This is a genomic window from Shimia abyssi, from assembly GCF_003014475.1.
GTDB lineage: Bacteria > Pseudomonadota > Alphaproteobacteria > Rhodobacterales > Rhodobacteraceae > Shimia > Shimia abyssi.
Genome location: NZ_PYGJ01000008.1, coordinates 36,309 through 49,669, shown reverse-complemented (window position 1 = coordinate 49,669; position 13,361 = coordinate 36,309). Strand labels below are relative to the sequence as shown.

Sequence of the window (13,361 nt, the reverse complement as noted above, 5' to 3'; positions counted from 1 at the left end):
ACGGCTAAAATTCACTAGCCCCGTAAACCTTTATTAACACGCCGTTAACTTACCCGCCCCATACTCTCTCTCACGAGACTTTGAGGCGGGTAAGTGGAATGAACGACCCGGTACTGCGCATTTCGCAAGCCGAGGCTGTTCCCCAGCCCGATGTTCCGGTCGATCTTGGCCGGGCGCTGATCGAACGTAACCTGATTACGCCGTGGCAACTCTTCTACGCGCTGCGCTGTAAACGCAGCTGGGACGCTACATTGCCCGAAATCCTGCTATCTCGTGGCTGGATTTCTGCTGAGGACCTGTCACGTGCCCTGTGCCAGCAATACAGTGCCCGCCCGATTGATCTACAGCTTGATCCTCCGAACCCGACACTGATCAACCTGTTATCTCCCGAATTTTGCCTCAAACATTCGATCCTGCCTTGGGCGCGCGTCAGCGACATGTTTGTGCTCGTCACGGCCCGCCCGGAACGCATGGAAACCGTGCGCCCGGCTTTGCCGCCGGAAATGCGCGACGCCCTGATTGTCGTTGCTTCCGAAGATCAATTGCGCGACTACATCACCAACACCTGCAAACCTCACCTGACCAAAATGGCAGAAACCCGCGTCGACCAAGTGTTCAGTTGCCGGGGCTGGGACCGTCGTAACCACACGCGTACGATCTGCGTCATTCTGCTGACTCTATCATTGCTTTTGGCTGGCATTTTTGCCCCGATGTCGCTGCTTGCTGCCTTGATGGTGTGGGCGCTGTTGTCGTTGTTTGTGGCAACATTGATGAAGGGCACTGCCTTTGTGCTGCACCTGCTGCACCGGCACGATCCGCCAACGCCCCCCATGCCGCCAAACAGCCGCCTGCCCCGAATCTCGGTTCTGGTACCGCTATACCGCGAAACCGAAATCGCTCAGGCGTTGATCCGGCGACTAACCCGCCTCACCTATCCGCGCGCCCTTCTGGATGTGGTACTTGTGCTTGAGGAGAAAGACACCCTAACCCGGCAAACCGTCGCGGAAACACGCCTTCCCAAATGGATGCGTGTGATCAAGGTACCTTCGGGCTCCGGGCTCACCACCAAACCACGCGCGCTGAACTATGCGCTCGATTATTGCAAAGGTGACATTATTGGCATCTGGGACGCCGAAGATGCCCCTGCCCGCGACCAGCTGGAACAGGTCGCGCGCCACTTTGCACACGCCGACCCCAATGTCGCCTGCGTTCAGGGCGTGCTCGATTACTACAACCCCTACACCAACTGGCTCTCGCGCTGCTTTACCATCGAATACTCCACCTGGTTCCGGATTGTCCTACCGGGCCTCGCGCGCCTCGGCCTTGCCATTCCGCTGGGCGGAACCACCCTGTTCCTGCGCCGCGCGGCCATTGAACATGTCGGGGGTTGGGATGCCCACAACGTTACCGAAGACGCCGATCTTGGATACCGGCTGGCGCGTTTCGGCTATCGCACCGAACTCATGCGCACCGTCACTCAGGAAGAGGCCAACTGCCATCCCATCGCATGGGTCCGCCAACGATCACGATGGCTCAAAGGGTTCATGGTCACCTACCTCGTCCACATGCGCCGCCCACGCCAGCTCTGGCGCGACCTCGGCCCGCGAAAATTCATCGGCTTTCACATGGTCTTCATGACCACCCTGACCCAATTTGTGCTGGCCCCCCTAATCTGGAGCTTTTGGGGCGCGGCCTTTGGGCTGCAACATCCGTTAACCAACCACGTTGGCCCGCACGCAATTGCCATTGCAGGTTTTCTTCTGATTTGCGCTGGCATCCTCAGTTCGGCCATCGCTCTCACCTCAGTCATGGGGCAAGGCCGCGAACGGCTATACCCGTGGGTACTGACCATGACCCTTTACTTTCCACTGGCAACAGTTGCCGCCTACAAAGCACTGATCGAACTGCTGGTTGCGCCGTATTACTGGGACAAACCCGCCCACGGCAAAACGGCAGAGGCGACTGAAACTGCTCCCTCAACGCCTGAAACCAACAGGCTGTCTTAGCTATCATTTTCCTGCTTCAATCGCGTCACAAATGCCTGACTGATGTGGTCCCTCAATGCGTTATAGGCCCCATCCTCGTCTCGCGCTGAAACGGCATCTACAATCGCCTGATGCTCCACCAATGTCACCGCGCCGCGCCCCTCTACGGCAATCGACGTTGTCGCCATCAGCGCCATAGAGCGATGCACCAGATCCAGCTGTTGCACCAAATAGCGGTTATGCGAGGCCAAATGGATCTGTTTGTGAAACCGCCGGTTGGTGCGCGCCAAAGCCACTGGGTCGTTAACCAGCTTCTGGTCATCATCCACCATATCCTGCAACACGCGCACCTCTTCGCGAGTCGCATGTCGCGCCGCCAATCGCGCCGCCAGCCCCTCCAGCTCGGTGCGCACCACATAAAGCTCTGCCATCTGGTTGTGATCCAGCGACGACACAATCAGGCTCCTCCCATCCCGCGCCAACAGGCTCTGTGTTTCCAGCCGTTGTAACGCCTCTCGGATGGGTGTGCGCGACACGCCAAACCGCTCCGCCAGATCGCTCTCCACCAGCCGATCACCGGGTTTGTAAACACCCACATCAATGGCTTCGAGGATCAGCGTATAGGCGTCCTTGTTGGTTGATTTCACTTGGGCCATATCCGGCGTCTCCCTGTCGCGATGCAGGCCAGCATTACGTGACGGCACCAATCATGCAACCCCATTGGACAACGCTTAAAGCGTAAATATCCTCCCAAACACCCCATTGTCCCCCCCGCGCACAGTCCCTAATGTGCGCCCATGCCAAAACAGTCCTTTGCACATGTCAAAACCTGGGTGTTCGACCTCGACAACACCCTTTACCCGCCCCACGCGCGCCTGTTTGACCAGATCGAAGTGCGCATGACCGATTATGTGATGCAGGCACTTGGCGTTTCCCGACCCGAGGCTGACCACCTGCGCCAGCACTATTGGCGCACCCACGGCACCACCCTCGCTGGATTAATGCGCGAACATGATGTGGATCCCACGCCTTACCTCGTGGATGTGCACGACATCTCGCTCGACCATCTTGAGCCTGACCCCCATCTCGCCGCGCAAATCCGCGCATTACCGGGTCGCGCCATCGTCTACACCAACGGAACCGCACCCTACGCCGAGCGGGTGCTGGCCGCGCGCGGGCTCTCAAACTTGTTTGACGCGGTTTACGGCGTCGAACACGCGGATTTCCTGCCCAAACCCGAACGCGCGGCGTTCGAGGCGATCTTTGCGCGCGACGGTGTTACCACCGAATCCGCTGCAATGTTCGAAGATGACCCGCGCAACCTCAAAGCGCCACACGACATGGGAATGCGCACCGTACACGTCGCCCCCGACCGGTTGGATGCGGATCACATCCACCACCACACCGACGACCTGCCGGATTTTCTGACCAAATTGACCTGACACTTGCCTCTTTACGTCTTTGGTTGCGACAACCTGCCCAATTAAAGATGTACGGCAAATACCTATTTAAAGTTTCAGGAACAGCAAACCGCTCTCCTATCTCCTGCAACCACCGTCCGCCACATCCCGGCGCGGCGCCGCAAAAGGTGCACAAAAATGAGCCTTGGCCAAGCCTCCACTTCCTCTGCCCCACCTGACACCGACGACTCGTCAACCGTGTTCTGGATCTATGCCGTGCTCGCCGCTGTTGTGGTCGCGTGGGGTTCAGCAATTTTTGTCTTTGGTGTTCCCGGTCTCTACATCCCTGCCGTCGCGCTGGTGCCCTTGATCTGGACTGTTCTGATCATCATCACCCGCGGCTGACATCCACTCAAGGGGCGACAAATCGCGCCCCTTCCAACCTCCCGCCAAGGCGACTAATGTCCCCAATCAGGAGGCACCGCCCTATGAACATCACTCATGTCGACATCCTGATTTCCGGCGGCGGCATTGCTGGCCTCACCGCCGCAGCGGCCTTTGCAGCAGCAGGGTTCAGCGTGCAATGTGTCGACCCCACGTCGCCTGTGACCGAGCGTGACACGGCCGGTGCAGACCTGCGCACCACCGCCTTTCTGCAACCCGCGCGTGCCCTGCTCGAAGAGGCCGGCCTCTGGTCCCGCCTCGCCAATCACGCCGCTCCGCTTCAGATCATGCGCATCGTCGATGCAGGCGGCGAGGTTCCCGAACCTCGGATCATCAAAGATTTCGAAGCCGCGGACATCTCCGACCAGCCCTTTGGCTGGAACCTGCCCAACTGGCTGCTGCGCCGCGAAATGCTGGCGCGGCTGGAATCCCTCGCCAATGTTGACCTGCGGCTGGGAGTTGCCACTAAATCCCTCTTCACCCGCACGAACGAGGCTCGTGTCACTCTGTCTGACGGCAGCCAGACTCGCGCCAAACTTGTCATTGCAGCCGATGGCCGGAATTCGCCCATGCGAGAGGCCGCCGGGATAAACGTGCAAACCACCCGCTACGGGCAAAAGGCGCTCGCGCTCGCCGTCACCCACCCAATCCCGCATTGCAATGTCTCAACCGAGATCCACCGCTCTGGCGGCCCATTCACATTGGTGCCCCTGCCCGACTACGAAGGCAAGCCGTCATCCGCACTGGTATGGATGGAGCGCGGACCGCGCGCCAAAGAGCTGTTCGAGATGGACGTCGCAGCATTTGAAGACGAAATGACAATACGCGGCTGTTCGCTTTTCGGCCCCCTCTCGCTGGCCTCGCGCCGCACGATCTGGCCGATCATCTCGCAATCCGCTGAACGCCTGTCCGGTGAACGCCTCGCCTTGGTGGCAGAGGCCGCCCATGTCGTGCCCCCCATTGGAGCCCAGGGACTCAATATGAGCTTGGGCGACATGCGTGTCCTGCTCGATCTGGCCAAGGCAAATCCCGCGCAGCTTGGCGATGCCGCAATGCTCGACAGCTACCATCGCAAACGCTTTACCGAGGTCAAACTCCGGGTCAAAGGCATCGACCTTTTGAACCGCACCTCGATGGTGTCCGCCCAACCTTTGCGCGACGCGCGCGCAATGGGCCTCAATGCGCTCTACTCGATGGCCCCGGTGCGCAAGACCCTCATGCAAATGGGACTCGGCGCGCGGTAACGCGTGGCTGGAAAAGATAACGCCCAGCCATTGGCCGGGCGTTATCCTTAACACTTTTTGTCTGACGTTAACCAAAGCATCCGCGCCAAAACCACACCGACGCAATACCGACAGAATACCGACGTAATACCGAAGTGCCATTTCAGGCGGCTTGGTGGATTAACTTTGGTTAATCCAGCACCTTATCCAACACAGTTTTCAACCGCCCAACGGTGCCTTCGACATCATAAAGCTTGTCCAACCCAAACAACCCAAGCCGAAACGTCATGAACCCTTCAGGCTCATCACAGGCCAGCGGCACACCTGCGGCAATCTGCATACCTTCGGCGGCAAACTTGCTGCCGTTCTGCACACCGGGATCAGCGGTATAGCTTACCACCACGCCCGGCGCGCCAAAACCATCCGCCGCGACCGATTGAATACCTTTTTCTTTCAAAAGGTTACGAACAGAATTGCCCAGCTCCCACTGTGCATCACGCAAGCGATCAAAGCCGTATTCCTTGGTCTCAACCATCGTGTCCCGGAACGCGCGCAGCGCATCCGTCGGCATCGTCGCGTGATATGCGTGGCCACCATTTTCATAGGCTTGCATGATCGAATGCCACTTTTTGAGGTCAATCGCAAAGCTGTCAGAACTGGTTTCTTCCAGCTTTTCCATTGCCTTGGCTGACAGCATTACTAACCCGGCACTGGGCGAGGCCGACCACCCCTTCTGAGGTGCGGAGCACAGCACATCCACACCCAGTTTTTTCATATCAATCCAGGCGCAACCGCTTGCAATGCAATCCAAAACCATCAGCGCACCAACTTCATGCGCCGCCTTTGCCATTGCAGCGATATACTCGTCTGGCAGAATCACACCAGCGCTGGTCTCTACATGCGGGGCGAAAACCACATCCGGCTTAACTTCCTGAATCTTAGCGACAACTTCCTCAATCGGAGCAGGCGCAAACGGAGCCGTAACGCCGTTTCCTGTCTGGCGCGCCTTCATCACGGTGCTCTCAGCAGCAAAGCTGCCCGCTTCAAAGATCTGGCTCCAGCGGTATGAGAACCACCCGTTGCGCACCACGAGCGACTTAGCGTCTCGCGCAAACTGACGGGCCACAGATTCCATACCATAGGTCCCGCCACCGGGCACCAAGACAACGGCATCCGCCTTGTAGACGTCTTTCAACATGCCCGAAATATCGCGCATAACCTCTTGAAATGCCTTAGACATATGGTTCAGGGATCGGTCAGTGAAGACAACCGAAAATTCATCCAACCCACCGGGGTCAATGCTGCTTACCATGGGTAACTCCTTGTTCACCGGCCAATGGCTAGCCCGAACCGTCACATAATGCAAAGCTCTAAGGTAGGTCGGACAAATTTGTCCGACTTACAAAGGTCCCGGTCGTCGCTCTTCACTCAGCAAAACATTCGCATCCACGTTACCGACACCCGGCAAAGTCATTATCCGTCGCCGCAACACCCGCTCGAAATCCGGAATATCCCGCGCCGTCACCCGCAATCGATAATCATACATACCAAGCACATGCTCCACCGTTTGCACCTCAGGAATCGCCGTCACCGCGCGCTCAAAATCTTCCAATGAAACCTGACCCTTAGTGGCCAGCTTCACCCCCAGAAACACCGTTACCCCAAAGCCCAGCTTCTCCGCATCCAGCTCCAAACGCTGCCCGGAGATGACGCCATTTTCATGCAACCGTTTGATGCGCCGCCAAGCCGCTGGCTGACTCAGCCCAAGACGCCGCCCCAACGTACCAGCATTCAATGTTGCATCCTCGCGAAGCGCCAGCAAAAGCCCGCGATCTTTTTCATCCAGCTCAATCATATTGGCAAAGTTTCATTCGATTTGATCCGCGCCACATGCATCAGCGCTTCAATATCGGCCATGTGTGGCAGGGTCAGGATTCGGCTGCGATAGATTTCCTGATAATGCGCCATGTCCCGAGCAATCACTGACAAACGCACGTCCACCTGACCCAGAAACGTTTGAATCTCCAGCACCTCAGGGATCTCGCGGGCCGCAGCAATAAAATCATCAAACGCCCGGCTCTGAGTTTTGTCCAATGTAATCCGCAGGCTAACCTCGACCGCATAACCCAGCTCCTGCCAGTCGACAACAATCCGCCGCCCCCGCAAAACGCCCTCGCTGCGCAATTTATCAACCCGCCGCGTCAGTCTGGACGACGTCAGGCCCAGCCGATCCGCCAAATCGGGAATCGACTGTTCCGGGTCGGCCTGCATGTGCCGTAGAATGCGTCTATCAAGATCATCAAGCATGAAGAGTTCAATAATACAACATTTCACGAATGAATAGCGCGGTTTTCATGAAATTTTCGCCCAGAACGCATCTCGCGTTTATACGACAGCTCACTATTATCGCGTCCAGACATTCCAAACGGAGGACCGCGACATGCGCGTTTACTACGATCGCGATTGCGACATCAACCTGATCAAAGACAAGAAAGTGGCCATCCTGGGCTACGGCTCCCAAGGCCACGCCCACGCTCTGAACCTGCGTGATTCCGGTGCCAAGAACCTCGTCGTCGCCCTGCGCGAAGGCTCAGCATCGGCCAAGAAAGCAGAAGGCGAGGGTCTTCAGGTCATGGGTATCGCCGAAGCGGCCGCGTGGTGTGACGTGATCATGTTCACCATGCCCGATGAGCTTCAGGCAGAAACCTACAAGAAATACGTACACGACAACATCAAGCCGGGTGCCGCCATCGCGTTTGCCCACGGCCTGAACGTACACTTTGGCCTGATTGAGCCCAAAGAAGGCGTTGACGTAATCATGATGGCGCCCAAAGGCCCTGGCCACACTGTGCGCGGTGAATACACCAAGGGCGGCGGCGTGCCCTGTCTCGTGGCTGTTGACAACGATGCCACTGGCAAGGCGCTGGAAATCGGCTTGTCCTATTGCTCCGCCATCGGTGGCGGACGTTCGGGTATTATCGAAACCAACTTCCGTGAAGAATGCGAAACCGACCTGTTCGGTGAACAGGCTGTGCTCTGCGGTGGTCTTGTTGAACTGATCCGCTGCGGCTTTGAAACGCTGGTCGAAGCAGGTTATGCACCTGAAATGGCCTATTTCGAGTGCCTGCACGAAGTGAAGCTCATCGTTGACCTGATCTATGAAGGCGGCATCGCCAACATGGATTACTCGATCTCGAACACTGCGGAATACGGCCAGTATGTCACCGGCCCACGAATCCTGAACTACGACGAAACCAAAGCCCGGATGAAAGACGTTCTGACCGACATCCAACAGGGTAAGTTCGTACGTGACTTCATGCTGGAAAACGCTGTTGGCCAGCCGACGATCAAAGCATCGCGTCGCGCCAATGACGAGCACATGATCGAAGAAACCGGTGCAAAACTGCGCGGCATGATGCCGTGGATTTCTGCCGGGAAAATGGTCGACAAAGAAAAGAACTAATCAGATTTTTATCTGTTATCTTTGAAAGGGCGCTCTAACTGGAGCGCCCTTATTTTATTGCGCAAACGCCCCGCAAAAACAGTCGCCCAGCACGTGATCCCAGCCGCTGGCATAATGCTCTGACATCGCCGCTGCCCGCTCCGCCAAAACTTCCCAGCCGCTATGGGTCAATGTCACAGTGCATCCATCATCTGCGGCCTCAAATGCCAGCGCAAGCCGCGTGGCCAATGCCGCGTCCTGGCCCGGATGCCACGTCATTTCAAATCCATATGGCGGCTGCCACTCCAGTATCTCCCCCCAAGACAGTCGGCTTCCATCCTGCAATATCTCGTAAATCGCCCCTCCCTTGCGTGGCTCCAGCCCGATCTCCAGCGGGACTTCGCCCTTTCCTGCCGACACGGAATGCTTGGCACCCGGCCACCACATCGCAATCTGCGATGTGAACACATCAAACGCCCGCTCTGGCGACACGTCCACCTGCACGGTCTTTACAATCGCATCGGTCATTTCTGTTCCTTCAGTTCTACATGTTCAGCAAACGCTGTCAGCACATCGCTCCAGAGACCGTCAAGATACCGCCGCAACACCTCCACACCTTCTCGTCGCGCGGCGTAAATGTTGCGCGTTCCCTCTTTGGTTACAGTCACTAACCCAGCATCTGACAATTGGCGAAGATGCTGAGAGACGGCCGGACGGCTGACCGGAACGGTTTGTGCCACCGCTGCAACCGACCGGGGTTTATGCACAAGAACCTCGAAGATCCGGCGCCGGGTCGGGTCTGCAAGGGCGATCAAAACCGCACCGCAGGGGTCCTGTGTGTCAAGCATTCGGTTAGTCATAACTTACCGTAAGTCAGAACTTACCTAAATTCAAGACCAACTGCTCAACATCCGGTGTGCACATGTGCATATTGTCGAAACTCCGACACGCCCCCACCTTTTACCGCATGATACAGACGCACATTCAGACAAGACAGGGGCTGCCCGAAGATATGCAGCTCTTGCTTCGGGATTATCCGCGCGAAACCTGGCCGGATCACCCGGACTTCACCGCCTCCATCCAGAACTGGATGGGGGCTCATCAAATGTTCCGCCAACTGACGGCCATCACGCAAACAGACACTGAAAAACTCATTGATGGCGGGATAGAGCAATATCGCTACACCCGGCGCCTCTCGCATTTTGGCAACCTGTTGGTGCGCAACCTGCACGGCCATCACGGCTGGGAGGATCATTCCTTCTTTCCCGAACTAAACCGCGCCGACCCCCGTTTCGAACACGGGCTCGATATGCTCGAAGGTGATCATGTGGTGCTTGACGACGTGCTGGACCGCTTTAAGCGACAGGGCAATCGTATCGTTCAGCTGGAATATCTTGATCCAAACGCTGTGTTGGAAGAAGCAAAACACTTGCACGGTTTGACAGAAGAGATAGGACAGTTTCTGACCCGCCACCTGAGCGATGAAGAAGATCTGGCTGTCCCCATTCTTTTGCATCACAAATTGCGTGGCTAACCAACGCGCCCCCAATTCACCGGGGGCGCCTTTCTCACCGAGATGCACATGCAAGACGCCCCAAATATCAAAGCCACGGATTGGCTCATGGTCTGTGCCCTTGGCCTGATCTGGGGCGGCACGTTCATGGTGCAAAAACTGGCGCTGGATCACCTGCCCCCTTTGTGGGTCGCCGCTGGGCGGATCAGCTTTGCTGCGCTCATCACGGCAGCTTTCTGGCAAATGCGCGGTGCGCGCATGTTTACCAGCCCCGAGCAAAACTGGCCTCGCCTCACATTTGTTGCTGTGTTCAGTGCGGCCGTGCCCTTTATGCTTCTGGCATGGGCCCAGCAATTCGTAACCTCTGGCTTTGTAGGCGTTTCCATGGCCGCCGTGGCCTTGATCGTCCTGCCATTGGCGCATTTTCTGGTCCCCGGCGAGCGCATGACGCTGCGCCGGACAGCCGGATTCGTCATTGGTTTTTTTGGCGTTCTACTCTTGCTGGGTCCCGGTGCGTTCACCAGCTCGGGCGCAGGCCTGGAAGGTATTGGCAGGCTGGCCTGTTTTGGCGCGGCGACGTGCTATGCGATTTCCTCAATCGCCATGCGGGGCTTGCCAGAGATTGATCCGTTTGGCCTCTCCACCGCAACACTTGGGTTTGGCGTATTGGTTGTGGTTCCAATGGCGCTATTTACCCATGGCCTGCCGCCCCTTCCGGGGCTGCAAGGGTTATTGCTTGTTATGTTGCTTGGCCTGGTCCCAACCGCCGGTGCAAACCTGTTGCGCATCATCCTGATCCGCAGCGCCGGGCCGGTGTTCATGAGCCTGACCAATTACCAAGTGCCCCTCTGGTCGGTCACACTTGGCGTGGTTCTGTTGGGCGAACCGCTGCAATCTTCACTGCTTTGGGCCGCGTTGTTGATCCTGATCGGCCTTGGCCTAAGTCAATATGGCGCGCTCAAGCGGTTGTTCGCGCGCGACTGATCAGGTTTTCACAGCTTCCTCGACCGCCTGAACCACGCTATCCACTGACTGCTCCAACACACCTGCGTCTTCGCTCTCAGCCATAACGCGGATCAATGGTTCGGTACCCGACTTACGGATCAACAATCGCCCGTTGCCCAACAGATCTGCCTCGGCTGCCGCAATCGCAGCCTGAACCGATGCCATCTCAAGCGGGGCTTGGCCGTCCGAATAGCGCACGTTCTTAAGCATCTGCGGAACCGTCTCGAACACCCGTGCCAGTTCCGACGCCTTGCGCCCGGTTTCAACCATAGCCGCCAGAAACTGCAACCCCGCCATCAGCCCGTCGCCGGTCGTGGCGAAATCCGTCATCACAATATGGCCAGACTGCTCACCACCAAGATTGTAGCCACCCTTGCGCATCGCTTCGACAACATAGCGATCACCAACCGCAGTGCGCTCCAATCGCACACCGCGATCCCCAAGGAACCGCTCCAGCCCGAGGTTTGACATCACAGTCGCCACAAGCGCACCACCGTTCAGGCGACCTTCTTCTGCCCAACGCGAGGCAAACAACCCCATAATCTGGTCACCATCCGCCACATTTCCTGCTTCGTCGATGATCATCACGCGGTCCGCATCACCATCAAGGCAAATCCCGACATCCGCGCCGTGTGCAACCACGGTTTCGCTTGCTACACGCGGTTTGGTAGACCCGCAATCGTGGTTGATGTTATCCCCATTTGGCGACACGCCCACAGGGATCACATCCGCACCAAGTTCCCACAACGCCTCAGGCGCTGCGCGATAGGCCGCGCCATTGGCACAATCCACAACCACCTTGATCCCGCGCAGCGGCAATGCACTGGGCAAAGAGCTTTTGACACGCTCGATATACCGGAAACGGCCGTCATCAATACGAGTTGCACGCCCGATATTGGCCGCTTTGGCCGGCTCCACGCCCGTTTCGACCAATCGCTCAATCTCGTGTTCCGCCTCATCAGAAAGCTTGAACCCATCTGGGCCAAAAAACTTGATCCCGTTGTCCTCGGCTGGATTGTGGCTGGCTGAGATCATTACGCCCAGATCGGCGCGCATTGAGGTAGTCAGCAGCCCGACCGCCGGGGTTGGCACAGGCCCCAACAAAAAAACGTTCATCCCAGTCGAGGTCAGCCCCGCCGTTAACGCGTTCTCGAACATATAACCTGACAGGCGGGTATCTTTGCCAATAACCACTCTGTGCTGATTATTTCCGTCATTACGGAAGTATCGCCCGACCGCTGCCCCCAACCGCAACGCCATCTCAGCCGTCATCGGTGCTGTGTTAGCCGTCCCTCGTACGCCATCGGTTCCAAACAATTTACGCGCCATAGTGTTCATCCATTGTTACCGCCTGCCATATTTGCAACGCCTGACGTGTCTCCGCAACGTCGTGGACGCGCACAACCTGTACACCCTGTGCAATCGCTTCGATCGCGATCGCAACCGAACCCGGCGCACGATCCGCTGCTACGGGGGCGTTACCAATCCTGCCAATAAAGCCTTTGCGTGAAGCACCGAGCAAGATCGGGCAACCTAACGAATGAAACAGGCTGATACGGCGCAACAGCGCCAAATTATGAGAGATAGTCTTGCCAAAACCGATGCCGGGATCGATCAGGATCTGATTTCTTTCAATTCCCAATTCGCACAACATGCTGACCTGAGCCGCCAGAAAATCGTATATATCCAACAGAACATTGTCGTAATGCGGACTGGCCTGCATGGTTCCAGGTTCTCCCTGCGCATGCATGACGCAAATCGGCACCTGACGGCGCGCGCACAATGGCGCCAATTCACTGTCATGGGTAAAGCCCGATACATCGTTAACAAGGAATGCACCCTCATCCAGTGCCGTCTTGGCCACCACAGCCTTGCGCGTATCAATGCTGATGGGCACATCCAGAACGTTCGAAATAGCCGCAATCACTGGGGCTGTTCGGGCGATCTCGGCCTCAGGCGGCACTTCGACGGCACCTGGTCGCGTGGATTCCCCGCCAACGTCAATCAAGCTCGCACCGGCGTCAACCATGATCCGTGCATGGGCGAGCCCACGTGCTGGTCCAACATGATCGCCTCCGTCCGAAAAACTATCCGGAGTGACGTTTAAAATCCCCATGATCTGAGGGCGATCCATGCGTACTCGTCCAAGTTTTGGTCGTTCACTACTCAATGCGTCCAAGGCTTGATGCGGTAGCTCAGACGCTGGCACCACGATGGGATCGCGCCCACGTTCCAACACTTCGACGTGGGAAAACCAAGACCACCCTCCGGCCAAAGTTACTGCTTCTCTGGGGCGAGCGGAATCCGACTGCGGGATAGCGCGAAAATACTGTGTCATAGTAGCTGATT

General features: G+C 57.3%; 15 protein-coding genes. 7 read left to right on the top strand and 8 right to left on the bottom strand.

Features of this window, described 5'->3' with window-relative positions; translation table 11 throughout:
- The first annotated feature begins 98 nt into the window (after window positions 1-98).
- Window positions 99-2,006 (top strand): glycosyltransferase, encoded by a 1,908-nt coding sequence (locus CLV88_RS13115; RefSeq protein WP_106608865.1) that lies wholly within the window; start codon window positions 99-101, stop codon window positions 2,004-2,006.
- Here CLV88_RS13115 and CLV88_RS13110 read toward each other — a convergent pair.
- A complete protein-coding gene (locus CLV88_RS13110; protein ID WP_106608864.1) occupies window positions 2,003-2,641 on the bottom strand; it encodes a GntR family transcriptional regulator in 639 nt (212 codons plus the stop codon). The genes CLV88_RS13115 and CLV88_RS13110 overlap by 4 nt on opposite strands.
- Before the next feature lie 141 nt (window positions 2,642-2,782).
- Between CLV88_RS13110 and CLV88_RS13105 the strand changes: the two genes are divergently transcribed.
- The 3 genes from CLV88_RS13105 (at window position 2,783) to CLV88_RS13095 (ending at window position 5,073) form a co-directional block, all read left to right on the top strand.
- Window positions 2,783-3,427, top strand: coding sequence for a pyrimidine 5'-nucleotidase (locus tag CLV88_RS13105; RefSeq protein WP_106608863.1), 645 nt, complete (start codon window positions 2,783-2,785; stop codon window positions 3,425-3,427).
- A gap of 156 nt (window positions 3,428-3,583) precedes the next feature.
- Window positions 3,584-3,790: a hypothetical protein gene (locus tag CLV88_RS13100; protein ID WP_106608862.1), complete on the top strand. Its 207-nt coding sequence runs from the start codon at window positions 3,584-3,586 to the stop codon at window positions 3,788-3,790.
- An 83-nt stretch (window positions 3,791-3,873) separates the two neighbouring features.
- Window positions 3,874-5,073, top strand: a complete 1,200-nt coding sequence (locus CLV88_RS13095; protein WP_106608861.1) for a UbiH/UbiF family hydroxylase — start codon at window positions 3,874-3,876, stop codon at window positions 5,071-5,073.
- Between the two features lie 169 nt (window positions 5,074-5,242).
- Here CLV88_RS13095 and CLV88_RS13090 read toward each other — a convergent pair whose 3' ends face one another.
- The 3 genes from CLV88_RS13090 to CLV88_RS13080 form a co-directional block, all read right to left on the bottom strand.
- The gene (locus CLV88_RS13090) at window positions 5,243-6,364 is read right to left on the bottom strand and encodes an aminotransferase class V-fold PLP-dependent enzyme (RefSeq protein ID WP_106608860.1); all 1,122 of its coding nucleotides are present in this window, start codon (window positions 6,362-6,364) and stop codon (window positions 5,243-5,245) included.
- Between the two features lie 87 nt (window positions 6,365-6,451).
- A complete protein-coding gene (locus CLV88_RS13085) occupies window positions 6,452-6,907 on the bottom strand; it encodes an Lrp/AsnC family transcriptional regulator (RefSeq protein WP_106608859.1) in 456 nt (151 codons plus the stop codon).
- Window positions 6,904-7,359, bottom strand: a complete 456-nt coding sequence (locus tag CLV88_RS13080; protein ID WP_106608858.1) for an Lrp/AsnC family transcriptional regulator — start codon at window positions 7,357-7,359, stop codon at window positions 6,904-6,906. Before CLV88_RS13080 ends, CLV88_RS13085 begins: the two co-directional genes overlap by 4 nt.
- A 52-nt stretch (window positions 7,360-7,411) precedes the next feature.
- On the opposite strand from CLV88_RS13080, the gene ilvC reads away from it, so the two are divergent.
- Complete coding sequence (gene ilvC / locus CLV88_RS13075) at window positions 7,412-8,515, top strand: ketol-acid reductoisomerase (protein WP_279338351.1); 1,104 nt, start codon at window positions 7,412-7,414, stop codon at window positions 8,513-8,515.
- A gap of 54 nt (window positions 8,516-8,569) precedes the next feature.
- Here the strand turns inward: ilvC and CLV88_RS13070 are convergent, their stop codons facing one another.
- Both CLV88_RS13070 and CLV88_RS13065 read right to left on the bottom strand, forming a co-directional pair.
- Window positions 8,570-9,022: an SRPBCC domain-containing protein gene (locus tag CLV88_RS13070; RefSeq protein WP_106608856.1), complete on the bottom strand. Its 453-nt coding sequence runs from the start codon at window positions 9,020-9,022 to the stop codon at window positions 8,570-8,572.
- Window positions 9,019-9,342: an ArsR/SmtB family transcription factor gene (locus tag CLV88_RS13065; RefSeq protein ID WP_106608855.1), complete on the bottom strand. Its 324-nt coding sequence runs from the start codon at window positions 9,340-9,342 to the stop codon at window positions 9,019-9,021. The genes CLV88_RS13070 and CLV88_RS13065 overlap by 4 nt, the downstream gene beginning before the upstream one ends.
- A gap of 164 nt (window positions 9,343-9,506) precedes the next feature.
- Between CLV88_RS13065 and CLV88_RS13060 the strand changes: the two genes are divergently transcribed.
- Both CLV88_RS13060 and CLV88_RS13055 read left to right on the top strand, forming a co-directional pair.
- A complete protein-coding gene (locus CLV88_RS13060) occupies window positions 9,507-10,028 on the top strand; it encodes a hemerythrin domain-containing protein (RefSeq protein ID WP_106608985.1) in 522 nt (173 codons plus the stop codon).
- A gap of 48 nt (window positions 10,029-10,076) precedes the next feature.
- A complete protein-coding gene (locus tag CLV88_RS13055) occupies window positions 10,077-10,991 on the top strand; it encodes a DMT family transporter (RefSeq protein WP_106608984.1) in 915 nt (304 codons plus the stop codon).
- Here the strand turns inward: CLV88_RS13055 and glmM are convergent, their stop codons facing one another.
- Window positions 10,992-12,341, bottom strand: coding sequence for a phosphoglucosamine mutase (gene glmM, locus CLV88_RS13050; protein ID WP_106608854.1), 1,350 nt, complete (start codon window positions 12,339-12,341; stop codon window positions 10,992-10,994).
- Window positions 12,331-13,350 carry a dihydropteroate synthase gene (folP, locus tag CLV88_RS13045; protein WP_106608853.1) on the bottom strand — a complete coding sequence of 340 codons (1,020 nt, stop codon included), beginning with the start codon at window positions 13,348-13,350 and terminating at the stop codon, window positions 12,331-12,333. Before folP ends, glmM begins: the two co-directional genes overlap by 11 nt.
- Window positions 13,351-13,361: the final 11 nt, after the last annotated feature.